Origin of the sequence: Stenotrophomonas sp. ESTM1D_MKCIP4_1 (assembly GCF_003086895.1) — a bacterium.
GTDB lineage: Bacteria > Pseudomonadota > Gammaproteobacteria > Xanthomonadales > Xanthomonadaceae > Stenotrophomonas.
Window position 1 is genome coordinate 790,222 of the sequence record NZ_CP026004.1, and the last position, 25,716, is coordinate 815,937.

Genomic DNA, 25,716 nt, shown 5'->3' on the forward strand with positions numbered 1-25,716 from the left:
GACTGCAGAGATGAAACTTTCGATGATCGTGGCGCTGGACCGCAACCGGGGCATCGGCCAGGGCAATGCCATGCCCTGGCACCTGCCGGATGACTTCAAGCACTTCAAGGCGCTCACCCTGGGCAAGCCGATCCTGATGGGGCGCAAGACCGCCGAATCGATCGGCCGCGTGCTGCCGGGGCGGACCAATCTGGTATTGACCCGCAGCGGCCAGGTGCCGTTCGAGGGCATGCGTGCAGTGGCCTCGCTGGATGAGGCCAAAGCCATTGCCGAAGGCGAGGGCGCCAGCGAGCTGTGCATCATTGGCGGCGGTGAGATCTTCCGCCAGCTGCTGGACCAGGCCAGCGACCTGTACCTGACCTGGGTGGATGCCGACGTACCGGCCGATACGCACTTCCCCGAAGTGGACCCGGGTATCTGGCAGGAAGTGAGCAGCGAGCCGCACGCGGCCGACGCCCGACACGCCTACGCATTCCGCTTCGTGCATTACGTGCGGCGCTGATCGCCGCCGACGGGGGTAGAGTCGACCGTTGGTCGACTGCTCTTGGCTCGGTCCCGCAAAAACCCCGCGCTGCGCGCGATAGCCGGCGGGTAGAGTCGACCGTTGGTCGACTCTTCGTTCAATCCGCGGAAACCCCGCGCTGCGCGCGATAGTCGACTGACAGTCGACTCTACCGGAGCACGCGCGCCTGTCCATGGAGCGCGATAGTCGGCTGGTAGAGTCGACCGTTGGTCGACTGCTCTTGGCTCGGTCCCGCAAAACCCCGCGCTGCGCGCGATAGCCGACCGGTAGAGTCGACCGTTGGTCGACTCTTCGTTCAATCCGCGGAAACCCCGCGCTGCGCGCGATAGTCGACTGACAGTCGACTCTACCGGAGCACGCGCGCCTGTCCATGGAGCGCGATAGTCGGCTGGTAGAGTCGACCGTTGGTCGACTGCTCTTGGCTCGGTCCCGCAAAACCCCGCGCTGCGCGCGATAGCCGACCGGTAGAGTCGACCGTTGGTCGACTCTTCGTTCAATCCGCGGAAACCCCGCGCTGCGCGCGATAGTCGACTGACAGTCGACTCTACCGGAGCACGCGCGCCTGTCCATGGAGCGCGATAGTCGGCTGGTAGAGTCGACCGTTGGTCGACTGCTCTTGGCTCGGTCCCGCAAAACCCCGCGCTGCGCGCGATAGCCGGCGGGTAGAGTCGACCGTTGGTCGACTCTTCGCTCAATCCGCGGAAACCCCGCGCTGCGCGCGATAGTCGACTGACAGTCGACTCTACCGGAGCACGCGCGCCTGTCCATGGAGCGCGATAGTCGGCGGGTAGAGTCGACCGTTGGTCGACTGCTCTTGGCTCGGTCCCGCAAAAAAACCGCGCTACGCGTGATAGTCGACTGACAGTCGACTCTACCGGAGCACGCGCGCCTGTCCATGGAGCGCAATAGTCGACTGACAGTCGACTCTACCGCAGCAGGCGTTTCAGCCCTGCGGCGGTGCGCTGTTGCCACCACCACTACCACCACCCCGGCGCCGACGACGACGCGGGCCACGGTTGCCCGGGGCTGCTGGCTGGCCGTTGCCGCCTTCCCGGGGCTGCGCCGCAGGTGCATGTGGCGGCGCCGGGCGTGCCGGCGGGCGCGCATTGGCCACCGGGGCCGGTACATCACGGCCCGGCACCTGCACCACGCGCAGTTCGTCGGTGTCGATCTGGATGGCGGTGAGCTTGCCGCCCCACACCGCACCGGTGTCGATGGCGTGCACGCCCTGGGTGATGGTCAGGCCCAGCGCCGACCAGTGGCCGCAGACCACTTTCAGGTCGCGCTCGACCCGGCCCGGTACCTCGAACCAGGGGTACAGCCCCTGTTCCTGCGTGCCCGGCGTGCCCTTGTCCTCGATGCCGATACGCCCGCGCGGAGTGCAGTAGCGCATGCGGGTAAGCACGTTGATGATCGCGCGCGAGCGGTCGTAGCCCGACAGGTTCGGTGCCCAGCTCGGCTTGTCGCCGTACATGTTGCGGAACAGCTTGCGGTAGCCGGCACCATGCAGCTGCACTTCCACCTCGGCCGCATGCTTCTCGGCCATCTGCGTGGTCCACTTCGGTGCCAGGCCGGCATGCACCATCATCCAGCCCAGTTCGCGGTCCACGTGCACCAGCTTCTGCAGGCGCAGCCAGTCCAGCAGTTCGTCGCGGTCCTCGGCCTGCACGATGCGCAGCAGGTCGGGGTTGACCTTGCGCTGTTCCTCTTCGGTGCGTGCACCCACGGCCAGCAGCGAAAGATCATGGTTGCCCAGCACCACCACGCTGTGTTCGCGCAGCGAATGCACCAGGCGCAGGGTTTCCAGCGACTGCCCGCCGCGGTTCACCAGGTCGCCGCAGAACCACAGGGTGTCCTGCGCCGGGTCGAAACGGATTTTTTCCAGCAGTCGCTGGGTCACGTCGTAGCAGCCCTGCAGGTCGCCGATCGCCCACACACTCATCGTCCGGCCTCCGTGTCAGTGCAGGGTACGCGGCACGGCCAGCACGAAAGGTGCGACCGGCGCGGCGAATTCGGTGCCGTCATCGGCAACCATGTCGTAGTGGCCCTGCATGGTCCCGTGGTCGGTCCCGAGCATGACACCGGAGGTGTAACGGAAGTCTTCACCCGGGCGCAGGCGCGGCTGCTCGCCGATCACCCCATCGCCATCGACATGCTCGACGCGACCGTTGGCATCGGTGATGCGCCAGTGGCGGGCGACCAGGCGTGCGGCAACGCGCCCCTGGTTATGGATGCGGATCGTGTAGGCGAACGCATAGCGGCCGTCTTCCGGCGCGGATTGGTCATCGAGGAAGCGCGGCGCAACCTCGACAGTAATGGCGTAAACGTCAGCGTCTTCCATACCGGCAGTGTAATCAGGTGGCATTGGCCAAAGCGATGAATTCAGCCACATCCAGCTGTTCGGCACGGGCGTCGGGGCGCACGCCGGCGGCCACGAACTGCTCGGCCGTCACGACGTTGTTGAGGGCATTGCGCAGGGTCTTGCGGCGTTGCCCGAAGGCGGCCTTGACCACCTCGGCAAAGCGCTTGTGGTCGGTGATGGCGATGCTGGCCGGGTCGCGCGGCACCAGCCGCACGACGGCCGAATCAACCTTCGGTGGCGGCCGGAACGCGCCCGGCGGTACCACGAACAGCGAGGTCACCTGGCAGTACGCCTGCAGCATCACGCTCAGGCGGCCATAGACCTTGCTGCCCGGGCCAGCGGCCATGCGGTCCACCACTTCCTTCTGCAGCATGAAGTGCATGTCGCGGACGACCGCGGCGTGCTCCAGCGCATGGAACAGGATGGGCGAGGAAATGTTGTAGGGCAGGTTGCCGACCAGGCGGATCGGTTCACCCGCGGCCAGCGCGGTGAAATCCACGCGCAGCACGTCGCTCTGGATGATGGTCAGCTCGCCCAGCGGTTCGGCGGCGGCGGTCAACGGCGCGATCAGGTCGCGGTCGAACTCGATCACCGTCAGCTTGGGGTGCACGCGCAGCAGCGGCAGGGTGATCGCGCCCTGGCCGGGACCGATCTCGACCAGACGGTCACCGTCCTTCGGATTGACCGCCATCACGATCTTGTCGATGTAGTGGCGATCGGCCAGGAAATGCTGGCCAAGCTGCTTCTTGGCCGGGGCGGTGAACACCGGGCCGGAGGAGGAATGCGGGGAATTCATGCGCTCAGTGTACGTTGCCGGGCCAGCCGCGCACACAGCGCCGTCGCGGCCTGCAGGCTGGAAGGATCGGCGATGCCACGTCCGGCCAGCTCCAGCGCCGTGCCATGGTCGACGGCGACGCGGGGATAGGGCAGCCCCAGCGTCAGGTTCACGGCCTGCTCGAAGCCGGAATACTTCAGCACCGGCAGGCCCTGGTCGTGGTACATGGCCAGCACCGTGTCGAAGCCGGCCAGCTTGGCCGGCAGGAACGCGGTATCGGCCGGCAGTGGCCCGATCAGGTCCATGCCCTCTGCGCGCAGGCGCTGCAGCAGGGGAATGATCAGATCCAGTTCCTCGCGGCCCAGGTGGCCGTCTTCGCCGGCATGCGGGTTCAGGCCCAGCACGGCGATGCGGGGCGCGGGCAGGCCGAACTCGCGGCGCAGTGCGGCATGCACGGTGCGCAGGGTGTGTTCCAGGCTGGGCGCGGTGATCGCATCGACTACGTCGCGCAATGGCAGGTGGGTGCTGGCCAGGGCCACGCGCACGATGTCGTTGGCCAGCATCATCACCACCTTCACCCCGGCCTGGTCGGCCAGCAGTTCGGTGGTGCCGCTGTAGGCGATGCCGCCCTCGTTGATGACGGCCTTGTGTACCGGGCCGGTGACCACGCCGTGCAGCTCGCCGGACAGGCAGGCCTGGCCGGCGGCCAGCAGCGCACCGATCACCGCGCCCGCGTTGGCGGGGTCGGTCTGGCCGAAGCGGCTGGGAACGGCGTTGGGAAGGGCACGCAGGCGCAGATCGCCCGGCAGGCGGGCCTCGGCATCCTCGGGCAGCAGCTGCAGCGGCAGCTTCAGCGCGGCCGCAGCCGCGCGCAGGGTATCGGGGTCGGCGAAGGCCAGCAGCCGGCAATCATCACGCGGCTGCTGGACCAGGCGGACGCACAGCTCCGGACCGATCCCCGCCGGCTCGCCCGGTACCAGAGCGAGCTCGGGGCGCATCGATCAGGGCTGCTGCGGGGTGGCGGTATTTTCCGCGCGGTCGCCACTGCGGAAGCTGACGTAGGCTTCGCCTCGCAGTTCCTGCAGGAAGCGGTTGTATTCCTCTTCCAGCTTGCGGCGACCGATGGTCTCGCGGATCTGGGCGCGCTGGTTGTCGGTGGTCACGTCGGTCTGGCGCGTGGCGACGCGCTGCACGATGTGCCAACCGGCATCGGTACGGAACGGCTGGCTGACGCCACCGTCCTGGATGCCTTCGACCTGCTGGCCGAACGCCGGGCCGAACGCATCGGCCGGGAACCAGCCCAGATCACCGCCCTGGCCCTTGCTGTTGTTGTCTTCCGAGGATTCCCTGGCGACCGCCTGGAAATCAGCGCCGCCGGCGATGCGGGCGCGCAGGGTGTCGATCTTGGCCTTGGCGGCGGCGTCGGTCTGGTTATCGTCCACGCGCACCAGGATGTGGCGGCCGTGGTACTCGGTGACGGTGTGGTTGCCGGCGGCGGCGTTGGCGTCGCGCACTTCCACCAGCTTCAGCAGCTGGAAGCCGCTCGGGCCACGGATCGGACCGACCACGTCGCCGGCCTTCATCTGCTGCATCATCTGGGCGAAGGCGGCCGGGATCTCATCCAGGCTGCGCCAGCCCAGATCGCCACCTTCCAGCGCGTTCGGGCTGTCCGAATAGCGGACGGCGGCGGCGTTGAAGTCCAGTTCGCCCTTGTCCAGCAGTGCCTTCACGCCTTCGGCCTTCTTCTGGCCGGTGGCGATCTGGTCGGCCGTGGCGCCGTCGGGCAGGGCCACCAGGATGTGCGCCAGGTGGTACTGGTTGCCGACGGTGGCCTGCTGCTTCAGGGCGGCGTCGACCTCGCCCTCGCTGACGCTGATGCGGCTCTGGGCAAAGCTCTGGCGCAGGCGCTGCACGGTGATTTCATCGCGCACCGAGGCGCGGAAATCGGCGAAATCGATGCCATCACTGGCCAGACGCTGACGCAGGGCGTCCAGGTTGGAGCCATTCTGCTGGGCGATCGAGTTCATCGCCTGGTTCAGTTCCTGGTCGCTGATGCGGATGCCGCTGCCCTGGGCACGGGCCACCTGCAGCTTGACCAGCACCAGGCGTTCGAGCACCTGGCGGCTGAGCACGTCATCGGGCGGCAGCTGGTTTTCACGACCGGCGTACTGCGCCTTGATGTTGGCGATGGCACGCTGCAGCTCACTCTGCAGCACCACGTCCTCATCGACGATGGCGGCAATGCGGTCCAGCGGCTGTGCCTCCTGGGCGATGACCTGGAGGGGGGCGGACACGCTGGACACGGCCAGCAGCGAAGCAAGTAGGACGGGGAAGCTCTTGGTCATGGGATCTGGTTTGGATCGTAGTCGTCCCGGGTCGCCCCGGTGTTGCTGGGCGGCACGAGATAGAGGTCGTCGCGGTTGTACCCGAGGATAGCACGGCGCAAGGTGCGGTCCGTGTCCTGGCCCAGCGAGCTCAGGCCCTTGAGCACGAACTCGAGCTGGATGGAGTTGTTCAGTTCACCTTCGCGGTTGCGCACGTAGCGGCGGGCCACGGCGCGCACGGCCAGGCAGCAGCTGTCCCACTGCACGCCGGCGATGATTTCCAGCGGCTTGCTGTCCTGGATGGAGTAGTAGTAGCGGCCCACCAGGCTCCAGCGCTCGTTCAGCGGGTACAGGAACGACAGGTCGGCCTGTTCCAGCAGGGTGCGCTCTTCCTTGGTGGCATTGGCGGCCGCGCCCGAATTGATGCGGTAGCGGTAGCTCAGGTTGACCACACCGTCGTTGGACATCAGGTAGCGGGCACGGACGCTGGCCAGGTCCTCACGCTTGTACTTGGGGTCCCACTGGTAGGTGGCACCCAGGGTCCAGCGGTCGTTGATCATGTAGTTCGAGTCGGCGATCCACGCCGACTTGCCCTTCTCCACCGGGGCGCCGCCCGGGGTCACGGTCACCCGCGACTCATCGAAGTACTGGATCTGGCCGATCGACGCGGAGAAGCGTTCCTTGCCCGTGGTCTGGTCGATGAAGCGGGTGCTCAGCGCCATGGTCAGCTGGTTGGCGTCGTTCTGGCGGTCGGCGCCGGTGTAGCGCGAATCGCGGAACAGCTGGCCCCAGCTGAAGGTGAAATCGCGGGTGTCGAAGATCGGCAGGTCGTCCTGGTTGCGGTAGGGCGTGCGCAGATAGAACAGGCGCGGCTCCAGGGTCTGCAGGAACGATTTGCCGCCGATCTTGGTGTCACGGTCGAAGAACAGGCCGGCATCGAGGCTGGCGATCGGCAGGGCGCGGGTCGGCGAGGTGTTACCGCGCAGCTGATCTGCAGTGAGCGTGCTGGTATCGACGTTCTGCGAGGCCAGCACGGTGCTGCGGATGCTGTCGGCCAGGCCGCGGTCGAGCTGGTAGGCCGTGTAGCGGTAGGCCAGGGTCGGGGTGACGTACCAGGCCGCGCCGCTGATCGGGAACGACACGTAGGGCTTGATGTCCAGGCGTGACCCGCCATACACCCGCTGGCTCAGGCCGTTGCGGGTGTACTGCAGATCTTCGCCGGCACTGGCGTCGTACTTGAAGTTGATGTCGTCGTGGGTGAAGCGCACCGCTTCGGTGTACACACCGGTTTCCAGCCACGGCAGCAGCGACTTGTCCCAGTTGAAGTACAGCCGGGGCTGGCGGTTGTAGGCCAGTGCCGACTCGGTCAGGGTGTAATCGGTCAGCTGCCAGCGGTCGGCCATGATGCCAGCGGTCCAGTTCTGGCCGGTGCCGTACAGGCCGATGGTGCTCTGCAGGTTGGACGCGGTGACCCCGACCAGGCGGTTGGCGAAGTCTTCGATGTAGCGTTCGTCACTCACCCACGCCAGGTTCGCGCGTGCCTGCCAGTGGCTGTCCACGTTGTGGTAACCGTTGAACATCACCCGGCCGCGGTCCATGTCGCGCAGCTTGTCGTTGGGGATGTAACCGGTCAGCAGTTCGCCACGGCCGCCGTTGTAGAGGTAGCGGAATTCGTTGTCCAGCATCAGGCCGCGCCGGCTCATGTAGCGCGGCATCAGCGTGTCGTCGTAGTTCGGCGCCAGGTTCAGGTAGATCGGCTGGGTGTAGTCGAAGCCGTTGCGGCCGGACATGCCCAGCTGGGGGAACAGCAGGCCGGTCTTGCGACGGTCGTCGATCGGGAACTTGAAGTAGGGCGCCCACAGCACCGGCACCTTGCCGATGCGCAGCACGGCATTGCGGGCCGTGCCGAAGCCTTCGTCGTTGTCCACCTCGATTTCCGGCGCCGACAGCTTCCACACCGGCTGCGAGGGATCGCACGTGGTGTAGGTTGAGCGGTGCATCTGGCCGACGGCGCCCTGCAGGTCGACCGATTCGGCATCGCCGTTGCCACGGCGCGACACCAGCTGGTACTGGATGTCGGTGATCTTGTGGGTATCGCTTTCCTGGTTGCCCTCGGCGCGCTTGGCCACCATGCGGATCGAGCTGTCCTGGTAACGGACGTTGCCGTCGGCGATGTAGTTGCCGCTCTCGGTGTCGAAACTCAGCTTGTCGGTGCCGACGAACTGGTCGCCACGGCGCAGCGCCACGTTGCCCTGGTACTGCGGCACGGTGGTGGTGCCCAGCAGCTGGTCACCCTCGATGTCGGTGGGCTGCTGCTCGCGCTCGGCGCTGGCGGCGGCCTTGTCCAGACCGGGTACCGGGGTGGGGGCATCGGTGAAGGCGGGAATGACCTCGGTCGCCGGGCACAGGCCCCAGTTGAGCGGCTTGTCATCGGCCATCGCGGGAAGGCAGACGGCGATGCTCAGGGGCAGGGGAAGCAGGCGGAGGGCTCGGCGCACGCGGTTCGGATTCGGGCGAAAACGGACGGTAGATTGCCCCATCCGCTGCATAGGGGCAATGAAGGTTGCCGCCCACTGCCGGTTCGGGTTCATCCAGCCCGTGGTCCGGCAGCCCCCTCCAGCAGGGCCCGGACATGGGCCACCGTGCACTCGGACAGGGCCTGCAGGTCGTAGCCACCCTCGAGCATGGACACCACCCGGCCGGCCGCGTGGCGCCGGGCCAGTGCGTGCAGTTCGGTGGTGATCCAGGCGAAATCGTCGGTTTCCAGCATCAGGTCGGCCTGCGGGTCACGCAGGTGTGCGTCGAAACCGGCCGAGATGAGCAGCAGCTGCGGGCGGAAGTCGTCGATGGCCGGCAGCATCTCGTCGGCCCAGACGTTGCGGAAGCGGAAACCGCCACTGCCCGGCGGCAGCAGGATGTTCATCAGGTTGCCGGCGCCGCGGTCGCGGCGCAGCCCCGAGTTGGGGAACAGCCCGGCCTGGTGGGTGCTGTAGTACGACACCCGGGCGTCATGCTGGAAGATGTCCTGGGTGCCGTTGCCGTGGTGGACGTCGAAGTCCACCACCGCGATGCGTTCCAGCCCGTGCCGGTCGCGGGCGTAGGCGGCGGCCACGGCGATGTTGTTGAGCAGGCAGAAGCCCATCGCCGTGCTGCTGGTGGCGTGGTGGCCGGGCGGTCGCACCGCGCAGAACGCCAGCGGGTCGTCGCCCAGCATCACCGCATCGACCGCGGCCACCCCGGCGCCGGCCGCATGCACGGCGGCACTGGCTGAGCCGGGCGAGGTCCAGGTGTCCATGTCCAGCTGGCGCAGCGGCGTGGTCTGTGGCTGCAGCACGAAGTCCAGCAGCGCGCTGTCGTGCACGCGGCTGAGCTCACCGAACTTGGCCGGCGGCGCCTGTCGCCAGTGCAGCTGGCCGGGAAAGGCCTGGTGCAGGGCATCGAGCACCACCTGCAGCCGTTGCGGGCATTCGGGGTGTCCCGGGCCGGGGTCGTGCAGCAGGCACGAGGGGTGGGTAAAGGCCAGCATCGGTGGTCAGCGCTGCCGGTGCTGCGGCTGCCACAGGGCCTCGCCGTGGCCGTCGGCGCGGGCCAGCACCCGTGCCAGCACGAACAGCAGGTCCGACAGCCGGTTGAGATATTGCAGGGCCTCGCTGCGCACGCTTTCCTCCCGTGCCAGGGCGACGGTCCCGCGCTCGGCGCGGCGCACGATGGTGCGCGCCAGGTGGCAGCGCGCGGCGGCTTCGCCACCGGCCGGCAGGATGAACTCCTTCAGCATCGGCAGGTCGGCGTTGTAGTGGTCCAGCTGCTGTTCCAGAGCCGATACATCGGCGGCATGGATGGCCGCATGGCCAGGCACGCACAGTTCGGCGCCCAGGTCGAACAACTGGTGCTGCAGGTGGACCACCAGTGCACGCACATCGTCAGGCAGTGGCGCGGCCAGCAGCAGGCCGAGGGCAGCGTTCGCTTCGTCCACTGTGCCGTAGGCGGACACGCGCAGGTCATCCTTGCCGACCCGGCTGCCATCGCCCAGGCCGGTGCTGCCGTCATCGCCGGTGCGGGTATAGATGCGCGAAAGACGGTGGCCCATGCGCTGGCTCAGTGGTGGATGTCGCGGCGGGCCTGCTGCAGCTTCAGCACCTGCTCCACGGCCAGTTGCAGGGCCGCAGCCAGTGCCACGTACAGCGCGGTGGTGCGCAGGTAGGGGCCGAACCACTGCGCGTAGTTCTGCGCCCAGCCGGCCACGGTCGGCTCGGCCACGTTGCGGGAGGTCCAGTAGAAGCCGCCCTGCGCCAGCAGATGGCACAGCGCCACCGAGACCAGCAGCAGCGCAGCGCCCTTGCCCAGCGTCGACCAGTGTGCGCCGTGGTAGTTGCGGCCCAGCAGCAGGCCACCGGCCCACAGCGAGAAGTACGCCGGCAGCAGCAGCCAGTAACCGGGCGACACGCAGTAGTGCTGCCAGAAATCCAGCCCGCTGCTGCGGATGACGATCCAATCCACCAGCACGGCAAACACCATCAGCAGCGGGAAGGCCCAGCGCGTCCAGCGTGCCAGGTAGAAGCCACCAATGAAGAACACCGCCCAGGACGCATCGGGGATGGTCGCGAAATGGTTGACCCGGGTCGCCGCCAGCAACAGCACAAGCACGGAGAGGACAAAGGCGCGGTTGGCGGTGTCGGACATGGCAGCGGGCCCGGAGCGGATTCAGGTTTCATTCTAGCCCGCCGCGCGGGTCGGCGCAGGGTTCGGCGGCGAGCGCGTATCATGGGCCCATGAGTGAACGACATGACGTGCTGATCGTCGGTGGTGGCCTGGTCGGCGCCAGCCTGGCCATCGCCCTGGACCGGCTGGGCCTGGATGTGGGCCTGCTGGAGGCCAGCCCGGCCGGCGAGCTGCCGGCGGTGTTCGATCAGCGCAATCTCAGTTTTGCCGCCGCCACCGTCAACGCGCTGACCGCGCTGGGGGTGATGCAGAAGCTGGCGACGGCGCCCGGTCCGATCCGCCGCATCCATGTCAGCCGGGCCGGCGATTTCGGCCGCGTGCAGCTGGATGCGGCCGACTACGACCGGCCGTGGTTCGGCCAGGTGGTGGTGGCGCGCGATTTCGGCCAGGCGCTGGAAGCGCGCCTGCAGGAGCTGCCGCGCCTGCACCGTTACCGGCCGATGCGTTTCCTCGGCCTGGGTGAAGTGATCGACGGCCGTCGCCAGGTACGCGTGGCCGACGACGCCGGTGAGCGCGTGCTGCAGGCCCGCCTGGTGGTCGGTGCCGACGGTACCACCAGCGGCGTGCGCGAGGCGCTCGGCATCGAAGTCGACCGCCATGATTTCCAGCAGACCCTTTTCGTCGCACGCGTGCGCAGCCAGCGCGCGCCCGATGGCAGTGCCTGGGAGCGTTTCACCGACACCGGGCCGACCGCGCTGCTTCCGCGTGGTGATCGCCACTTCGGCTGCGTGCACGGTGTGGCCCGCGACCAGGCCGAAGCGGTGATGGCGCTGGACGATGCCGCCTGGCTGCAGCGCCTGCAGAACGCGCTGGGCTGGCGTGCCGGCCGCCTGCTTGAATCCGGGCAACGCAGCGCCTACCCGCTCATCCAGGTGCTGGCGCGCGCGCTGGCCGGGCAGCGCACGGTGCTGCTGGGCAATGCGGCGCAGACCATCCACCCGCTGGGTGCGCAGGGCTTCAACCTGGGCCTGCGCGACGCGCTGACCTTGGCCGAGCTGCTGGAAGACGCCGGAGGCGATGCCGGCGCTGATGCTCTGCTGCAGGCCTATGTGGCCCGCCGCGAAGAGGACCGCCGGCAGACGGTGGCCTTCTCCGGTGGCCTGGCGCGGCTGACCAGCAATCCGGCGCCGCTGCTGCGGCCGCTGCGCAGCCTGGGCCTGGTCGCTGCACAGCGTGCTTCGGTGCAGTCGATGCTGGTCGGCGGCGCGATGGGCTTCCGTGGTGATGTGCCGCGTCTGTGCCGTGGGGAGGCCGCATGAGCCGCCGCATGCGCCTGGACGTGGCCATCGTGGGCGGAGGCGTGGTGGGTGCCGCGTGCGCGCTGGCGCTGGCCGATGCCGGCCTGTCGGTTGCACTGGTCGAAGGCCGCGAGCCGGCGCCGTGGCAGGTCGCGCAGCCGGATCTGCGGGTGTTCGCCTTCGCTGCCGACAACGTGCAGCTGCTGCAGCGTCTGGGCGTGTGGCCGGCGATTGCCCAGGCCCGCGCCTGGCCCTACCGGCGCATGCAGGTGTGGGATGCCGCAGGTGGCGAGGACCTGGTGTTCGACGCTGATCGTTTCGGCCGTCGCGAACTGGGCTACATCGTCGAGAACGGACTGCTGCAGGACCGCCTGTGGGCGGCACTGCCGGCCGCCGGCGTGCAGCTGCACTGCCCGGCGCGGGTGGACGCGCTGGAGCAGGACGAAGACGGGGTGCGCCTGCGCCTGGACGATGGACGGCGCCTCGACGCGGCGCTGGCCGTGGCTGCCGATGGTGCCGAATCGACCCTGCGCCAGCTGGCCGGGATCGAGGTCGAGCGCCACGACTACCACCAGCGTGGCGTGGTGGCCTACGTGGACAGCGCGCTGCCGAACCAGGCCACCGCCTGGCAGCGCTTCCTGCCGGGTGGGCCGCTGGCCCTGCTGCCGGTGGGCGAACGCCGCAGCTCGATTGTCTGGACCCTGCCCGAGGACGAAGCGGCCCGCGTGCTGGCGCTGGACGACGATGCCTTCAACCGCGAGCTGACCCGTGCCTTCGCCGCGCGCTTGGGTGAGCTGCGCCTGGCTTCGCCGCGTGCGGCGTTCCCGCTGCGTCGCCAGCTGGCCCGTCACTACGTGGCCGGCCGCGTGCTGGCGCTGGGCGATGCCGCGCACGTGGTGCACCCGTTGGCGGGGCAGGGCGTGAACCTGGGCCTGCGCGATGTCGCCGCTCTGCAGCAGTGGCTGGCGCCGTCGGCCGAACGGCGTGGCCAGCCGCGCCTGTCACCGCAGCGCCTGCAGCGCTGGGCCCGCGAGCGGCGCAGTGACAACCACATTGCCGCCTACAGCTTCGATGCGATCAACCGTCTGTTCTCCACCGACGAGATGCACCTGACGCTGGCCCGCGGCCGCGCGCTGGGCTGCGTCGGCAAGTGGCCGCCGCTGGTGCAGGCGTTCTGGAAGCGCGCCGCCGGGGTATGACCAACGGCTCATCCACGCATGGCGTGGATCTACTGGAATTGAGTCAGTAGATCCACGCCATGCGTGGATGACGACCGCGAGGGCGGATCAGTCGATCAACCATCCGGCCAGATCGGTGCGATCCAGCCTGCCGCGATGCTTCACATCCAGCGAGGTGAATTCATCGGCCAGCGCAGGGTTGGCCTGCGCTTCATCACGGCTGATGAAGCCGTCGCCGTCCACATCCAGCGCGGCAAAGTGGATGCGGTACTGGCCGACCACGCTGGCCGGGCTGACCGAACGCACGGTCACGGGCGTTTCGCCCAGGGGCACCGCGATATCCACGCTGCCGGTGACCCGGCCGCTGGCCAGTGGCTGCTGGCGCACCACGCCGCTGTCGTTGCGCAGCGGCGCACTCTGGGCCGGCGGAGGCAGGGCCACCTGCGCCGACGCAGCCGCCGGCAGCAGGGCCATCAGAAGTGGAATCAGTCGATGGAGCATGGGGTCGTGTTTCCAGTAGCGCCGGGCCAGTCCCGGCGGACGTCGTGCCTCAGCGCAGTGGCGAAGCCAGCACCGTGATCTCTTCGCGGTCGTGGTAAAGCTGCTTGGCGCGCACCACCAGAGGCTTGCCGGCCTGTTCCTCGAACAGATCCAGACACAGGCGGGTCTCGTCCCAGCGCTTCTTCATCGGCAGCTTCAGGTTGAAGATCGCGTGCCTGCACCAGCCTTCGCGGAACCAGGTGGCCATGCGTTCGGCCACGCGCCGTGGCTGCTCGACCATGTCGCAGACCATCCAGTCCAGCGGCTGCTCCGGGTGCCAGTGGAAGCCATCGGCACGCAGGTGCTCGACCAGGCCGGTGTCCAGCACGTGCTGGCGCAGCGGGCCGTTGTCGATGCTCAGCACGTGCATGTGCTGGCGGGTCAGCACCCAGGTCCAGCCACCCGGCGCAGCACCCAGGTCGGCCGCGCGCATGCCGGGCCGGGCCAGCGCCTCGCGCTCTTCCGGGGTCAGCAGGGTCAACAGCGCCTCGTCCAGCTTCAGCGCCGAGCGCGAGGGGGCTTCGGGCAACAGCTTCAGGCGCGGGATGCCCAGCGCCCACGGTGCGCTGTCGGCCGGGTCGGCCACGCAGACGAAGGCATGGGTGCCATCGACGAACACCACGTGCAGGCGCGGCAACCGCGCATTGGGCTTGTCGGTCAGCTTGCCGGCCTTGCGCAGTGCCGGGCGCAGGGCGTTGCCGAACGCCCGCGCCAGCCCGGACAGTGGCTTGCCGGCGTCCGAGTCGGGATGCTCCACCCACAGGTCACCGAAGCGCGGCGCATCGGCCAGCACCTCCAGCATCGGGGTGATGCGGTCGGCCGGGTCCAGCTGCGGCAGTTCGGCCAGCACCACCAGCTTCTGGCGGGCGAAGATCAGCTCGCGCCAGCGCAGGCGCGGTGCCAGGGCAGCGGCTTCGTCGCACATGAACAGCACGTAGCCATCATTGCGCTGGGTGCGCGCATAGCCGGCGAAACCAGCTTCGCCCGCGCGGAACTGCAGTTCGCCGGCCAGCTCGGGCTCGAAGCCCTGGCGGCACAGGCACAGCAGGCCGATACCGGCCTCAGTAACGGGCGCCATCACTTTCTCCATAGGCACGCAGCACGCTGCGGGCGTCGTCGCGGTTCAGGCCCTGCACCACCTCGATGCCACGCTTGGTGAGCTCACCAACCCAGTCGGCGGGCAGCGGGCCTTCGTCGAAGGGCGTCAGTTCCTCCACGTCGGCGGCACTGGCACCGATCAGCAGGCGGTCGATGCCGGCCCACACCGTGGCGCCGTAGCACTGGCAGCACGGCTGTGAACTGGTGGCCAGGGTGATCGGCGACAGCACGGCGTTCAGGCGCGGGGTCTGCAGCCGCTGCTGGGCCAGCATGTAGGCCATGTTCTCGGCATGCGCCAGCGAGGTCGCATGCGGCACGACCCGGTTCACGCCGGCAGCGATCACCTTGTCCTCGGGCCCGAACACCACAGCGCCGAACGGGCCACCGCTGGCGTGTTCGACGTTCAGCCGCGACAGCGTGATGGCCAGCGCGACCTTGGCCTCGTCGCCCGGATAGCGACGATCCAGATCGATCTGGTCGTGGATCCAGGCAGGTAGGGTCAGGTGGACTTGCGCATACAGCATCGCGGGGGTGCCTCGTGAGGATGGAAAGAGGTGCGGCTGGCATGGCAACCGGCGCGCAGTGTAGCGGCAGCGAGGTGCACCGGGGGTGTCTGCTCAGTCGTCGGTGTCGTTGCGGACCACGACATACTGCTTGCGGAATTCCAGCCCGGCCTGCGGCCAACGAGCGGCGTAGGCGCGCAGCAACGGCAGTGCGGCGGGGAAGTCGTGGCCGTTGACCCGGCAGTCGGCCTCGCACTGGCCGTCAGCATCGCGCGAGGCGAACAGGCGGATGCCGAGGAACTGGCGGGTCTTCAACAGGTCGTTGAATGCGTCAAGGCTCTGGGTGAACAGGCAGCACGGGCAGGAACCATGGTCGCCGTCGCTGCAGGCGGGCGCTTCGTCGGCAGGTTCACTGCGGTAATGGGCCAGCGGGCCGAGCACCACGGCGCGGGCGAGCGGTGTCCCGGTTTCCTCGGCGCCGTAGCGCAGGGTCAGCATCTGCAGCTCGGGGGCATCGTCGGCGCCGATGGCGGCCTGCAGGGTGGCCAGGTCCACCCGTACCCAGTTCTCGAAGCCGGACAGCGTCGCGTCCTTCTGGCTGTCGCCGGCAGCGTGCTGGTACTCGAACAGGCCATCGGCGAACAGCTCCGGATGGCGGGCCTCGATCACCGTGGAGGTCTGCCAGCCGCCGTTGTCGCGCGGCTCGGCGGCCATCGCATGCGGGGCCAGGTGCAGGCCGCTGTCCAGCACCAGTTCGCTGCCCTCGACGGTACAGGCGATGTCGCGGGCCAGCAGAACCTGCTGCAGCAGCGGAAGCAGAGGGGAAGCGGCGTCGGTCATGGTCGCAGCCCTACGGGCGCCGTCCTGGCGCCCGTGCAGGTCCTCAGGCCGACCAGGTGTCGCGCAGGGTCACGCTGCGGTTGAACACCGGCTTGGCTTCGGTGTGGTCGCGGCGGTCGGCGACGAAGTAGCCGGTGCGCTCGAACTGGAAGGACTGTTCCGGGGCAGCGCTGGCCGCAGCCGGTTCGACATAGCCGGTGACAGTGCGGCGCGACTCCGGGTTGAGGTAGTCGCGGTAGGTCTTGCCTTCCGATTCGTCGTCCGGGTTGGGCACCGAGAACAGGCGGTCGTACAGGCGGATCTCGGCCGGCACGCCGTGCACGGCGCTGACCCAGTGGATGGTGCCCTTGACCTTGCGGTTGGCGCCTTCCATGCCCGGGCGCGATTCCGGATCCAGCCAGCCGCGCAGTTCGGTGATGGTGCCGTCGGCATCCTTGATCACTTCATCGCAGCGGATGATGCCGGCGCCACGCAGGCGTACTTCGCCGCCCGGCACCAGGCGCTTCCAGCCCTTGGGCGGCACTTCGGCGAAGTCCTCGCGGTCGATCCACACTTCCCGGGAGAACGGCACCTGGCGGCTGCCGAAGCTTTCGTCCTTGGGGTGGTTGCTGAAGGTCAGCTGCTCTTCGTGGCCTTCGGCCAGATTGGTCAGCACCAGCTTCACCGGGTCGATCACCGCCATGCGGCGCGCGGCGGCGCTGTCCAGGTCTTCGCGCAGCGCGCCTTCCAGCACACTGAAATCGATCATCGAATTCTGCTTGCTGATGCCCACGCGCTCGGCGAACAGGCGCATCGCGGCCGGGGTGTAGCCACGGCGGCGCAGGCCCTGCAGGGTCGGCATGCGCGGGTCTTCCCAGCCGTCCACCAGCTGTTCGGTCACCAGCGCCATCAGCTTGCGCTTGCTCATCACCGTGTAGTTGATGTTCAGGCGCGAGAATTCGATCTGGCGCGGCTTGGCCGCTTCGCGCGGCAGGCCGGCATCGACCAGCGGCTGGGTCAGCGCATCGTCATGGGCGAAATCGACGTTGTCCACGCACCAGTCGTACAGCGGGCGGTGGTCTTCGAATTCCAGCGTGCACAGCGAGTGGGTGATGCCCTCGATGGAATCGCCCAGTGCATGGGCAAAGTCGTACATCGGGTAGATCGGCCACGCGTTGCCGGTGTTCTGGTGCTCGACGTGCTTGATGCGGTACAGGGCCGGATCGCGCAGGTTGATGTTGCCGCTGGCCATGTCGATCTTCGCGCGCACGGTACGCGCGCCGTCGGGGAACTCACCGGCACGCATGCGGCGGAACAAGTCGAGGTTTTCCTCCACGCTGCGGTCGCGCCACGGCGACGGGCGGCCCGGCTCGGTCAGGGTGCCGCGGTAGGCGCGCACTTCCTCGGCCGACAGGTCGCAGACATAGGCCTTGCCCTGTTCGATCAGCTTTTCGGCGGCCAGGTAGTAGGTCTGGAAGTAGTCCGACGCATGGCGCAGCTCGTTCCACTCGAAGCCCAGCCAGCGCACGTCGTCCTGGATGGCGGCCACGTATTCCGGGTCTTCCTTGGCCGGGTTGGTGTCGTCGAAGCGCAGGTTGCACACGCCGCTGAACTCACCGGCCAGGCCGAAGTTCAGGCAGATCGACTTGGCATGGCCGATGTGCAGGTAGCCGTTGGGCTCGGGCGGGAAGCGGGTCTTGATCGCCTGGTGCTTGCCGCTGGCCAGGTCCTCGCGCACGATCTGGCGGATGAAATCACGCTTCTCGTGGCTGTCGGCGGGGGTCTCGGGGCTGGCGGGGGTGTGCTCGGACATGAGTCGGCGAAAGAGAAAGGCAGAAAGACCAACAGTTTAGCGCGTAAGGGGCAGGGCTGCCCGGGGGCGTTTTGGGGTGCCGGCCAGCGGCCGGCACTACCCCAGCCTCCGGTAGCGCCGGCGGCTGGCCGGCGACCTCACCGCCGGCATTCATCGCCCGGGCGTATGCTGGACCCCTGTCCCGAGGAGCCGCCCATGCACATCGTGTACAAGGCCGACAATCTGTTCGATGCCCATCTGGTCAAGCACGCGCTGGAAGACGCCGGCATCCCGGCCTTCGTGTTCGGCGAGCAGTTGCTGGGCGGCATGGGTGAGCTGCCGCTGTTTGGTGTGCTGCGGGTCGGCATTCCCGATGCGGCGCGGCCGCAGGCGGAGGACATCGTGGCGGCGCTGGACTTGGGCCAGGGCTCGTCCGACCCCATTTCCGATGCAGACGATTGGGCCGGACTGCCGGCGTAGGAGCGCATCATGTTGGGAATCAGCCAGGGCATCCTCGGCATCGGGGCCTTCAAGCAGCGCCTGCCGCGCCCGGAAGAGGCACTGCCGGGACGTGACCAGCCGCTGCCGCTGCACAGCAACCAGCACTTCGTGAACAGCCATCCGCTGAAGGACCGCTTTGCCGGCCTGCAGCAGATCCGCTTCGCGCTGGGTTGCTTCTGGGGAGCCGAGCGCAAGTTCTGGAACGAGCCGGGCGTGTACAGCACGTCGGTGGGGTATGCCGGCGGCGTCACCCCGAACCCGACCTATGAAGAGGTCTGCTCGGGCCTGACCGGCCACACCGAGGTGGTGCAGGTGGTGTTCGACCCGGCGGTGGTCAGTCTGGAGCGGCTGCTGCAGCTGTTCTGGGAAAGCCACGACCCGACCCAGGGCATGCGGCAGGGCAACGACACCGGCACCCAGTACCGTTCGGCGATCCACGCCACCGACGAGGCGCAGTACGCGGCGGCGCTGGCCAGCCGCGAGGCCTACCAGGCACAGCTGGATGCGGCCGGTTACGGGCCGATCACCACCGAGATCGTGTACCCGGCGCCGGAGTACTACTACGCCGAGGACTATCACCAGCAGTACCTGGCGAAGAACCCGAACGGGTACTGCGGCATTGGTGGTACCGGCGTGAGCTGCCCGATCGGGCTGGATGTGGAGGCGCCGCGCTGACGCGCGGAGGTCTGCCTGCGGCGGGCAGAAGCCACAGCCTGGTAGAGCCGACTGTTAGTCGGCTGAACTACAAAGCGGCTCTGGGTTGCTGATGGTTGGGCGGGGCGGTGTGGGTTGGCAGGACACGCCGTAAACCCGTCCATGGGGGCTCGATGGCGCCATCCATGGCGCCAACGGTCCTGCCAACCCACACCGCCCCACCCCCGATAGTTTCCCGGTGACGGTGGGCAAGAGCATTGGGTTGGTGACGAACTGATGGAAAAGAAAAAGGACGCGGCTTTCGCCGCGTCCTTTTTCTTTGGTTCTGCAGTGCTCTTGTAGAGCCGAGCCATGCTCGGCTGCGAGCAAGCAAAGCGCGCGACCCGCCGTTGCTCTTCTTTCTTCCGTGGCGGGCGGCCAGCGTCCCCTGCACGGCCCACCCGCCCTGCCAACCGCAAAAACCCAGCGCGGCTGTTGCTCTTGCAGTCAGTCGACCAGCGATCGACTCTACCCAGCCGAACAGCCCGCCACGAGGGGCTCAGCCGTTGGACGCAATCACAGTTCCGAACGGATACGCTCGCGCAGTGCCTGCAGGTCCTTGGCAAACGCATCGATACCGGTCGCCAGCTTCTCGGTCGCCATCGGGTCCGCCGCCAGGTCCGCTGCGAACTTGGCCGCATCGATCGGGGTGACCGCAACGCCATCGGCCGCACCGGCCACCAGCTTGCGCGGCAGCTCGCCGTAGTCGGCGTCCAGCTTTTCCAGCAGGTCCGGCGAAATCGTCAGGCGGTCGCAGCCGGCCAGCGCTTCGATCTGCGCGGTCGAGCGGAACGAGGCGCCCATCACCACCGTCGGCGAACCGCGGCGCTTGAATTCGGCATACACGCCACGCACGAACTTCACGCCCGGGTCTTCGTCGATGGTGGCCGGGGTCTGGCCGTTGGCCACGTACCAATCGAGGATGCGGCCGACGAACGGCGAAATCAGGAACGCACCGGCTTCGCTGCAGGCCAGGGCCTGGGTCGGGTTGAAGATCAGGGTCAGGTTGCAGTCGATGCCCTCGGCCTGCAGGATGCGCGCGGCTTCCACGCCTTCCCAGGTCGCGGCGATCTTGATCAGGATCTTCTCGCGCGGCACGCCGGCATCGGCGTACATCTGGATGAACTGGCGGGCCTTGGCCACGGTGGCGTCGGTGTCGTGGGCCTGGTCGGCATCCACTTCGGTGGACACGCGGCCCGGCACCAGCGTGCTCAGCAGCGCGCCGACACCGATCGTCAGGCGGTCGGCCACGGCGTGCACCACGGCTTCGCGGTCACCGCCCTGCTGGCGGCCCCAGGCCAGTTCGCGCTCGATCAGTTCGGCATAGACCGGCAGGTCCAGCGCCTTCTTCACCAGGGTCGGGTTGGTGGTGCAATCCACCGGCTGCAGGCGCTTGATCGCGTCGTAGTCACCGGTATCGGCGACAACCACCGACAGTTCGCGCAGCTGGGACAGTTTGGACGGGGTACTCATTACGGCTCCTGGTGCAGGGAAATCGAATCGCGCGCGGTGCGCAGCGGTCTTCAGGGACGGTCGTTGTGGACCGTGGTCACGCGCAGGCGCAGTCTGCGGCCGCCGGGCGCGTTCCAGTCGATGCTCTGGCCGGTAGCCAGGCCTAGCAGGGCACTGCCGACCGGGGCCAGCACGGAAACCTTGCCTTCATCGACATTGGCTTCGCGGGGGAAGACCAGGGTCAGGACGTGCTTCTCGCCCGACACTTCATCTTCGCACTCCACGCGCGAATGCATCATGACGATGCCTTCGGGAATCTGGTCCGGCGCCAGCACGGTGGCCCGGTTGAGTTCTTCGGCAAGCGCGAGCGCGGCAGGCGTCTGGCTCAGCGCAGGCGAATCGAGCATCGCCTCGAGACGGTCCATGTCGAAGGTTGACACGGTGATGGATGGCGGCAGGCCGCTGGCGGTGTTCATGGTGGTGCTCCTTGATTGAAAGCCATGCAAAAGGCGGCACCACCGGGCGCCGCCTGTCTATATTGTGGGGACAAATGCGGCGGGAATCGACTCCCGCCGTGGAGCGCCGGCAGCGCTGCGGGCTCAATCGTTCAGCAGCGCACCCGCCGGGGTCGGTGCTTCACCGGCCGGCGCGCCCTGGGCATCGAGGGTGAACAGCGCCTGCGGCAGGCGCTTGAACTGATCGGCCAGTTCCAGCAGGAAGCCATGCATGGCCGAGCTGCGCCGCCAGACCATGGCGATGCGCCGGCTGGGGCGGCCTTCGCCGGTGAAGTCGAGCAGGCGGATGTTGTTCGAGCGCGGCACCGGCGGCTGCACCGACAGGCTGGGCAGCAACGTGATGCCGACATCGGCAGCGACCATCTGCCGCAGGGTTTCCAGGCTGGTGGCGCGGAATTCGGATTTTTCGTTGGCACCGAACAGGCGGCACACCTCCAGCGCCTGGTCACGCAGGCAATGGCCATCTTCCAGCAGCAGCAGCTTCTGGGTGGCCAGTTCCTGTACATCCAGGTGCTCGCGGCGGGCCAGCGGGTGACGGCCGGAAACAGCAAGCAGGAACGGTTCCTCGAACAGGAACTCGGCATGCAGCTGGTCGTCGATCACCGGCAGAGCCAGCAGCGCGGCATCCAGCTTGCCTTCGCGCAGGCGCTCCAGCAGCACGTCGCTCTTTTCCTCGACCAGCAGCAGTTCCAGTTCCGGAAAGCGGTCGCGGATGCGCGGAATCACATGCGGCAGCAGGTACGGGCCCAGGGTCGGGAAGATCCCCAGGCGCACTGTACCGGCTTCCGGGTCGCGGCTGCGTCGCGCCGCTTCCTTCAGTTGTTCCACCTCGGACACGATCACCCGCGCCCGCATCGCCGCTTCCTGCCCGGCAGGGGTCAGCATCACCTTGCGCGGCGCGCGCTCCACCAGTGGTACGCCCAGTTCCTCTTCCAGCTTGCGGATCTGGGTGGACAGCGTGGGCTGGCTGACGAAACAGGATGCGGCGGCCCGGCCGAAGTGCTTGTAATCGGCCAGGGCCACCAGGTATTTCAGATCGCGTAGGTTCATCCTAAGACCCCAGGGGTAACGGACCGGCTTACCCAGCAGGCAGTGGTGCCCCCGATGACCTGGGAACGAGTGATCAGGCGGCTTCGGCCACCGCGCCGCTGCCCTTGCTTACGGACGAACGGATGAGGTGGTCGAAGGCGCTCAGTGCCGCAGTCGAACCGGCACCCATGGCGATGATGATCTGCTTGTAGGGTACCGTGGTGCAATCGCCTGCGGCGAACACGCCCGGCAGGTTGGTCTGCCCGCGGTCATCAATGACGATCTCGCCACGCGGCGACAGTGCCACGGTGTCCTTCAGCCATTCGGTGTTGGGCAGCAGGCCGATCTGCACGAAGATGCCTTCCAGTTCCACACGGTGAGCATCGCCGCCGACGCGGTCTTTATAGACCAGGCCGGTGACACGGCTGCCATCGCCCAGCACTTCGGTGGTCTGCGCGCTGGTCAGCACGGTCACATTGCCCAGGCTGCGCAGCTTCTTCTGCAGCACTTCATCGGCGCGCAGGCTGGAATCAAACTCCAGCAAGGTTACATGCGACACGATGCCCGCCAGGTCGATGGCCGCTTCCACGCCGGAGTTGCCGCCCCCGATCACCGCCACGCGCTTGCCCTTGAACAGCGGGCCATCGCAGTGGGGGCAATAGGCCACGCCCTTGTTGCGGTACTGGTCTTCGCCCGGCACGTTCATCTGCCGCCAGCGTGCGCCGGTGGACAGGATGACCGAGCGCGACTTCAGCACCGCGCCGTTTTCCAGCTTCACCTGCACCAGGCCGTCCTCGCCGGCCGGCACCAGTGCGCTGGCGCGCTGCAGATCCATGATGTCCACCTCGTACTCGCGCACGTGCTGTTCCAGCGCGGTGGCCAGCTTGGGGCCTTCGGTCTCCTTCACCGAAATGAAGTTCTCGATGGCCATCGTGTCCAGCACCTGGCCACCGAAGCGCTCGGCAGCGATGCCGGTGCGGATGCCCTTGCGCGCGGCGTAGATGGCCGCTGCGGCGCCGGCCGGGCCACCACCGACCACCAGCACGTCGAAGGCGTCCTTGGCGGCGATCTTTTCCGCCTCGCGCTTGCCGGCGTTGGTGTCCAGCTTGGCCACGATCTGTTCGAGGGTCATGCGGCCCTGGTCGAACACTTCACCGTTGAGGTACACGGTGGGCACGGACATGATCTCGCGCTTTTCCACTTCATCCTGGAACAGCGCGCCGTCGATGGCCACGTGCTGGATGCGCGGGTTGAGCACGGCCGCCAGGTTCAGCGCCTGCACCACGTCCGGGCAGTTCTGGCAGGACAGCGAGAAGTAGGTTTCAAACCGGTAGTCGCCTTCCAGGTTCCGCACCTGCTCGATCAGCTCGGCGGTGGCCTTGGACGGGTGGCCGCCGACCTGCAGCAGGGCCAGTACCAGTGACGTGAACTCGTGGCCCATCGGCAGGCCGGCGAAGGTCAGGTGGATGTCCTGGCCCGGGGTGCCCAGATCGAAGGACGGCACGCGGCCCTGGCCATCACGGAGCACCTGCAGCGAAATCTTGTCCGACAGGCTTTCCAGCGTCTGCAGCAGGTCCAGCATTTCCTGCGACTTGGCACCGTCATCGGCGCGCGCGGTGATCTGGATCGGGCGGGTCACGCGCTCCAGATAGGTCTTCAGCTGCGACTGCAGGTTGGCGTCCAACATGGTCTTCTCCTGGCTTCAGGCAAACACGGGGCGTGGCACCGCTGCAAAAGGTAGCGGACCAGCGAGGGGGTAGGGGTGAACCCAAGAGGGCAGCGCGGACCTGTGGAAGGGGCGATGCGGGCGCGGCCGTCTTGGGTTCACCCCCACGCCGGCGTGGGGCCGGCACGGGGATGAGGGGCGCACTGCGGCGTGGGGCCGCGGCAGGCCGGTACTGCTTTAGATCTTGCCGACCAGGTCCAGCGACGGGGTCAGGGTCTTCTCGCCTTCCTTCCACTTGGCCGGGCAGACCTGGTTCGGGTTGGCGGCGGTGAACTGGGCAGCCTTCAGCTTGCGCAGGGTCTCGGACACGTCACGGGCGATCTCGTTGGAGTGGATCTCCAGGGTCTTGATCACGCCTTCCGGGTTGATGATGAAGGTGCCGCGCAGGGCCAGGCCTTCTTCTTCAATGTGCACGCCGAAGGCGCGGGTCAGCTTGTGGGTCGGGTCGCCGACCAGCGGGAACTGGGCCTTGCCGACGGCCGGCGAGGTTTCGTGCCAGACCTTGTGCGAGAAGTGGGTGTCGGTGGTGACGATGTAGACCTCGGCACCGGCCTTCTTGAACTCGGCGTAGTGCTCGGCGGCGTCTTCGATCTCGGTCGGGCAGTTGAAGGTGAAGGCGGCCGGCATGAAGATCAGGACGGACCACTGGCCCTTCAGGCTTGCATCGGAAACCTTGATGAACTCGCCGTTGTGGTAGGCGTTGGCTTCAAACGGCTGGATCTGGGTGTTGATCAGGGACATCGTTTTTCCTCTGGTGAAGGGGAGTGGGTGAATCGACAGGAGCTAGGTTACCGATTCATTGGCGATAAGAACAATGCATTGATTTCATCTATTTGATAGATGGAGTCTATTGAAATGCGATGAGCCTGCCATGAATCCGGCGGTCATCATCCTGCAAGCCCTTGTATGAAAAAGGAAACCGGCTGAATGCGCGGATGGGCGGCGATAGCCCGTCCTTATCCCGTCCCATCGAACCTGAACGGATCCAGCGTTTGTAGAGCCGAGCCCACGCTCGGCTGCCTGGCGGAGCCGAGCATGGGCTCGGCTCTACAATTGCCGGATGTCCATCCAACCCGACCCCTCCCTGCGCCAGGCCGTGGCAGACGCCAGCGCCCGCCTGGACGGCATCGACGCCCGCCACGAGGCCGAACTCCTGCTGCTGCACGTGCTGGATCGCCCCCGAAGTTGGTTGTTCGCACACGCCACCGATCCGCTGTCGCGCACCGATCTGGCCGCGTTCGAGGCCCTGCTGGCCCGTCGCGTGGCCGGCGAACCGGTGGCCTACCTGACCGGCCACCGCGGTTTCTGGACCCTGGATCTGGAGGTCGACCCGTCCACCCTCATCCCGCGCCCGGAAACCGAGCTGCTGGTGGAACTGGCGCTGGAGCGGCTGCCGCTGGACCGTGACCTGCAGGTGGCCGACCTGGGCACCGGCAGCGGCGCCATTGCCCTGGCCCTGGCCAGCGAGCGCCCGCGCGCCCGCGTGCTGGCCACCGACGCCAGCAGCGCCGCGTTGGCGACGGCCGCCCGCAACGCCACCCGCCACGCGCTGGCCAACGTGCGGTTCGCCCAAGGCGCGTACGACTGGTATGCGCCGCTGCAGGGCGAACCGTTCGATCTGATCGCCAGCAACCCGCCGTATATCGCCAGCAACGACCCGCACCTGCAGCAGGGCGACCTGCGCTTCGAGCCGGCCACCGCACTGGCATCCGGCGTGGATGGCCTGGACGACATCCGCCGCATTGTCGCCGGGGGGCAGGCGCATCTGCTGCCTGGCGGCTGGCTGCTGATCGAGCACGGCTGGGACCAGGGCGATGCCATCCGCGCGCTGTTCGCGCAGGCCGGTTACCTGCAGGTGCAGACCGCGCAGGACCTGGAGCAGCGCGACCGCGTCACTCTGGGCCAGCGCCCGGCCTAGAATGGGGGTTC

24 protein-coding genes and 1 pseudogene are annotated in these 25,716 nt (G+C 67.7%); 6 read left to right on the forward strand and 19 right to left on the reverse strand.

Annotated features, from left to right (window positions below):
• The first annotated feature begins 10 nt into the window (after nt 1-10).
• The gene (locus C1924_RS03540; RefSeq protein WP_108764103.1) at nt 11-502 is read left to right on the forward strand and encodes a dihydrofolate reductase; all 492 of its coding nucleotides are present in this window, start codon (nt 11-13) and stop codon (nt 500-502) included.
• A 964-nt stretch (nt 503-1,466) separates the two neighbouring features.
• On the opposite strand, the gene C1924_RS03545 is transcribed toward C1924_RS03540, so the two are convergent.
• The 9 genes and pseudogenes from C1924_RS03545 to C1924_RS03585 all read right to left on the reverse strand — a co-directional run bounded on the left by C1924_RS03545 (nt 1,467) and on the right by C1924_RS03585 (nt 10,664).
• On the reverse strand, nt 1,467-2,465 hold the full coding sequence (locus C1924_RS03545; RefSeq protein ID WP_108764104.1) for a symmetrical bis(5'-nucleosyl)-tetraphosphatase: 999 nt from the start codon (nt 2,463-2,465) through the stop codon (nt 1,467-1,469).
• A gap of 15 nt (nt 2,466-2,480) precedes the next feature.
• On the reverse strand, nt 2,481-2,864 hold the full coding sequence (apaG, locus tag C1924_RS03550) for a Co2+/Mg2+ efflux protein ApaG (protein ID WP_079220685.1): 384 nt from the start codon (nt 2,862-2,864) through the stop codon (nt 2,481-2,483).
• Nucleotides 2,865-2,877: 13 nt separating this feature from the next.
• The gene (gene rsmA / locus C1924_RS03555) at nt 2,878-3,681 is read right to left on the reverse strand and encodes a 16S rRNA (adenine(1518)-N(6)/adenine(1519)-N(6))-dimethyltransferase RsmA (RefSeq protein WP_108764105.1); all 804 of its coding nucleotides are present in this window, start codon (nt 3,679-3,681) and stop codon (nt 2,878-2,880) included.
• Nucleotides 3,678-4,658 carry a 4-hydroxythreonine-4-phosphate dehydrogenase PdxA gene (gene pdxA / locus C1924_RS03560; RefSeq protein WP_108764106.1) on the reverse strand — a complete coding sequence of 327 codons (981 nt, stop codon included), beginning with the start codon at nt 4,656-4,658 and terminating at the stop codon, nt 3,678-3,680. The genes rsmA and pdxA overlap by 4 nt, the downstream gene beginning before the upstream one ends.
• Before the next feature lie 18 nt (nt 4,659-4,676).
• Nucleotides 4,677-6,005 (reverse strand): annotated as a pseudogene (locus C1924_RS03565) (peptidylprolyl isomerase); the annotation flags it as partial.
• Entirely contained in the window at nt 6,002-8,482 is a 2,481-nt protein-coding gene (lptD, locus tag C1924_RS03570; protein WP_108764108.1) for an LPS-assembly protein LptD, read from the reverse strand. The pseudogene C1924_RS03565 and the gene lptD, both read right to left, overlap by 4 nt.
• An 89-nt stretch (nt 8,483-8,571) precedes the next feature.
• On the reverse strand, nt 8,572-9,510 hold the full coding sequence (locus C1924_RS03575) for a histone deacetylase family protein (protein WP_108764109.1): 939 nt from the start codon (nt 9,508-9,510) through the stop codon (nt 8,572-8,574).
• Nucleotides 9,511-9,516: 6 nt separating this feature from the next.
• On the reverse strand, nt 9,517-10,071 hold the full coding sequence (locus C1924_RS03580) for a cob(I)yrinic acid a,c-diamide adenosyltransferase (RefSeq protein WP_108764110.1): 555 nt from the start codon (nt 10,069-10,071) through the stop codon (nt 9,517-9,519).
• Between the two features lie 8 nt (nt 10,072-10,079).
• On the reverse strand, nt 10,080-10,664 hold the full coding sequence (locus C1924_RS03585; RefSeq protein WP_108764111.1) for a hypothetical protein: 585 nt from the start codon (nt 10,662-10,664) through the stop codon (nt 10,080-10,082).
• An 89-nt stretch (nt 10,665-10,753) separates the two neighbouring features.
• Here C1924_RS03585 and ubiH point away from each other — a divergent pair, with 89 nt between their 5' ends.
• Together ubiH and C1924_RS03595 are read left to right on the forward strand one after the other, a co-directional pair.
• Nucleotides 10,754-11,962, forward strand: a complete 1,209-nt coding sequence (gene ubiH, locus C1924_RS03590; protein ID WP_108764112.1) for a 2-octaprenyl-6-methoxyphenyl hydroxylase — start codon at nt 10,754-10,756, stop codon at nt 11,960-11,962.
• The gene (locus C1924_RS03595) at nt 11,959-13,140 is read left to right on the forward strand and encodes a UbiH/UbiF family hydroxylase (protein WP_108764113.1); all 1,182 of its coding nucleotides are present in this window, start codon (nt 11,959-11,961) and stop codon (nt 13,138-13,140) included. Before ubiH ends, C1924_RS03595 begins: the two co-directional genes overlap by 4 nt.
• Nucleotides 13,141-13,227: 87 nt before the next feature.
• On the opposite strand, the gene C1924_RS03600 is transcribed toward C1924_RS03595, so the two are convergent.
• The 5 genes from C1924_RS03600 to C1924_RS03620 form a co-directional block, all read right to left on the reverse strand.
• On the reverse strand, nt 13,228-13,620 hold the full coding sequence (locus C1924_RS03600; RefSeq protein WP_108764114.1) for a hypothetical protein: 393 nt from the start codon (nt 13,618-13,620) through the stop codon (nt 13,228-13,230).
• A gap of 49 nt (nt 13,621-13,669) precedes the next feature.
• A complete protein-coding gene (gene rlmM / locus C1924_RS03605; RefSeq protein WP_108764115.1) occupies nt 13,670-14,737 on the reverse strand; it encodes a 23S rRNA (cytidine(2498)-2'-O)-methyltransferase RlmM in 1,068 nt (355 codons plus the stop codon).
• Complete coding sequence (locus tag C1924_RS03610; protein ID WP_108764116.1) at nt 14,721-15,281, reverse strand: nucleoside deaminase; 561 nt, start codon at nt 15,279-15,281, stop codon at nt 14,721-14,723. The genes rlmM and C1924_RS03610 overlap by 17 nt, the downstream gene beginning before the upstream one ends.
• 93 nt (nt 15,282-15,374) lie before the next feature.
• Nucleotides 15,375-16,100, reverse strand: a complete 726-nt coding sequence (locus C1924_RS03615) for a DUF6348 family protein (protein ID WP_108764117.1) — start codon at nt 16,098-16,100, stop codon at nt 15,375-15,377.
• Between the two features lie 43 nt (nt 16,101-16,143).
• The gene (locus tag C1924_RS03620; protein WP_108764118.1) at nt 16,144-17,892 is read right to left on the reverse strand and encodes a glutamine--tRNA ligase/YqeY domain fusion protein; all 1,749 of its coding nucleotides are present in this window, start codon (nt 17,890-17,892) and stop codon (nt 16,144-16,146) included.
• Nucleotides 17,893-18,087: 195 nt separating this feature from the next.
• On the opposite strand from C1924_RS03620, the gene C1924_RS03625 reads away from it, so the two are divergent.
• Nucleotides 18,088-18,351, forward strand: coding sequence for a DUF2007 domain-containing protein (locus C1924_RS03625; protein WP_108764119.1), 264 nt, complete (start codon nt 18,088-18,090; stop codon nt 18,349-18,351).
• 30 nt (nt 18,352-18,381) lie between these two features.
• Nucleotides 18,382-19,047 (forward strand): peptide-methionine (S)-S-oxide reductase MsrA, encoded by a 666-nt coding sequence (msrA, locus tag C1924_RS03630; protein ID WP_174208983.1) that lies wholly within the window; start codon nt 18,382-18,384, stop codon nt 19,045-19,047.
• 534 nt (nt 19,048-19,581) lie between these two features.
• Here the strand turns inward: msrA and C1924_RS03635 are convergent.
• From C1924_RS03635 to ahpC, 5 genes are all read right to left on the reverse strand, one after another.
• Nucleotides 19,582-20,538, reverse strand: a complete 957-nt coding sequence (locus tag C1924_RS03635; RefSeq protein ID WP_108764121.1) for a transaldolase — start codon at nt 20,536-20,538, stop codon at nt 19,582-19,584.
• A 50-nt stretch (nt 20,539-20,588) separates the two neighbouring features.
• Nucleotides 20,589-20,993, reverse strand: a complete 405-nt coding sequence (gene rnk, locus C1924_RS03640) for a nucleoside diphosphate kinase regulator (RefSeq protein ID WP_108764122.1) — start codon at nt 20,991-20,993, stop codon at nt 20,589-20,591.
• A gap of 123 nt (nt 20,994-21,116) precedes the next feature.
• Nucleotides 21,117-22,082 carry a LysR substrate-binding domain-containing protein gene (locus C1924_RS03645; RefSeq protein WP_108764123.1) on the reverse strand — a complete coding sequence of 322 codons (966 nt, stop codon included), beginning with the start codon at nt 22,080-22,082 and terminating at the stop codon, nt 21,117-21,119.
• A 73-nt stretch (nt 22,083-22,155) separates the two neighbouring features.
• The gene (ahpF, locus tag C1924_RS03650) at nt 22,156-23,748 is read right to left on the reverse strand and encodes an alkyl hydroperoxide reductase subunit F (RefSeq protein WP_108764124.1); all 1,593 of its coding nucleotides are present in this window, start codon (nt 23,746-23,748) and stop codon (nt 22,156-22,158) included.
• Between the two features lie 216 nt (nt 23,749-23,964).
• On the reverse strand, nt 23,965-24,528 hold the full coding sequence (gene ahpC / locus C1924_RS03655; RefSeq protein ID WP_079220707.1) for an alkyl hydroperoxide reductase subunit C: 564 nt from the start codon (nt 24,526-24,528) through the stop codon (nt 23,965-23,967).
• A gap of 319 nt (nt 24,529-24,847) precedes the next feature.
• Here ahpC and prmC point away from each other — a divergent pair, with 319 nt between their 5' ends.
• A complete protein-coding gene (gene prmC / locus C1924_RS03660; RefSeq protein WP_108764125.1) occupies nt 24,848-25,705 on the forward strand; it encodes a peptide chain release factor N(5)-glutamine methyltransferase in 858 nt (285 codons plus the stop codon).
• Nucleotides 25,706-25,716: the final 11 nt, after the last annotated feature.

Coding starts and splice junctions, on each gene's coding strand:
- prmC (WP_108764125.1), top strand. CDS start 24,848: ATGTCCATCCAACCCGACCCCTCCCTGCGCCAGGCCGTGGCAGACGCC.
- C1924_RS03545 (WP_108764104.1), bottom strand. CDS start 2,465: ATGAGTGTGTGGGCGATCGGCGACCTGCAGGGCTGCTACGACGTGACC.
- ahpC (WP_079220707.1), bottom strand. CDS start 24,528: ATGTCCCTGATCAACACCCAGATCCAGCCGTTTGAAGCCAACGCCTAC.
- C1924_RS03575 (WP_108764109.1), bottom strand. CDS start 9,510: ATGCTGGCCTTTACCCACCCCTCGTGCCTGCTGCACGACCCCGGCCCG.
- rsmA (WP_108764105.1), bottom strand. CDS start 3,681: ATGAATTCCCCGCATTCCTCCTCCGGCCCGGTGTTCACCGCCCCGGCC.
- ahpF (WP_108764124.1), bottom strand. CDS start 23,748: ATGTTGGACGCCAACCTGCAGTCGCAGCTGAAGACCTATCTGGAGCGC.
- C1924_RS03625 (WP_108764119.1), top strand. CDS start 18,088: ATGCACATCGTGTACAAGGCCGACAATCTGTTCGATGCCCATCTGGTC.
- C1924_RS03620 (WP_108764118.1), bottom strand. CDS start 17,892: ATGTCCGAGCACACCCCCGCCAGCCCCGAGACCCCCGCCGACAGCCAC.
- C1924_RS03610 (WP_108764116.1), bottom strand. CDS start 15,281: ATGCTGTATGCGCAAGTCCACCTGACCCTACCTGCCTGGATCCACGAC.
- rnk (WP_108764122.1), bottom strand. CDS start 20,993: ATGAACACCGCCAGCGGCCTGCCGCCATCCATCACCGTGTCAACCTTC.
- ubiH (WP_108764112.1), top strand. CDS start 10,754: ATGAGTGAACGACATGACGTGCTGATCGTCGGTGGTGGCCTGGTCGGC.
- C1924_RS03595 (WP_108764113.1), top strand. CDS start 11,959: ATGAGCCGCCGCATGCGCCTGGACGTGGCCATCGTGGGCGGAGGCGTG.
- C1924_RS03540 (WP_108764103.1), top strand. CDS start 11: ATGAAACTTTCGATGATCGTGGCGCTGGACCGCAACCGGGGCATCGGC.
- C1924_RS03635 (WP_108764121.1), bottom strand. CDS start 20,538: ATGAGTACCCCGTCCAAACTGTCCCAGCTGCGCGAACTGTCGGTGGTT.
- C1924_RS03585 (WP_108764111.1), bottom strand. CDS start 10,664: ATGTCCGACACCGCCAACCGCGCCTTTGTCCTCTCCGTGCTTGTGCTG.
- C1924_RS03580 (WP_108764110.1), bottom strand. CDS start 10,071: ATGGGCCACCGTCTTTCGCGCATCTATACCCGCACCGGCGATGACGGC.
- rlmM (WP_108764115.1), bottom strand. CDS start 14,737: ATGGCGCCCGTTACTGAGGCCGGTATCGGCCTGCTGTGCCTGTGCCGC.
- apaG (WP_079220685.1), bottom strand. CDS start 2,864: ATGGAAGACGCTGACGTTTACGCCATTACTGTCGAGGTTGCGCCGCGC.
- pdxA (WP_108764106.1), bottom strand. CDS start 4,658: ATGCGCCCCGAGCTCGCTCTGGTACCGGGCGAGCCGGCGGGGATCGGT.
- C1924_RS03645 (WP_108764123.1), bottom strand. CDS start 22,082: ATGAACCTACGCGATCTGAAATACCTGGTGGCCCTGGCCGATTACAAG.
- C1924_RS03615 (WP_108764117.1), bottom strand. CDS start 16,100: ATGACCGACGCCGCTTCCCCTCTGCTTCCGCTGCTGCAGCAGGTTCTG.
- C1924_RS03600 (WP_108764114.1), bottom strand. CDS start 13,620: ATGCTCCATCGACTGATTCCACTTCTGATGGCCCTGCTGCCGGCGGCT.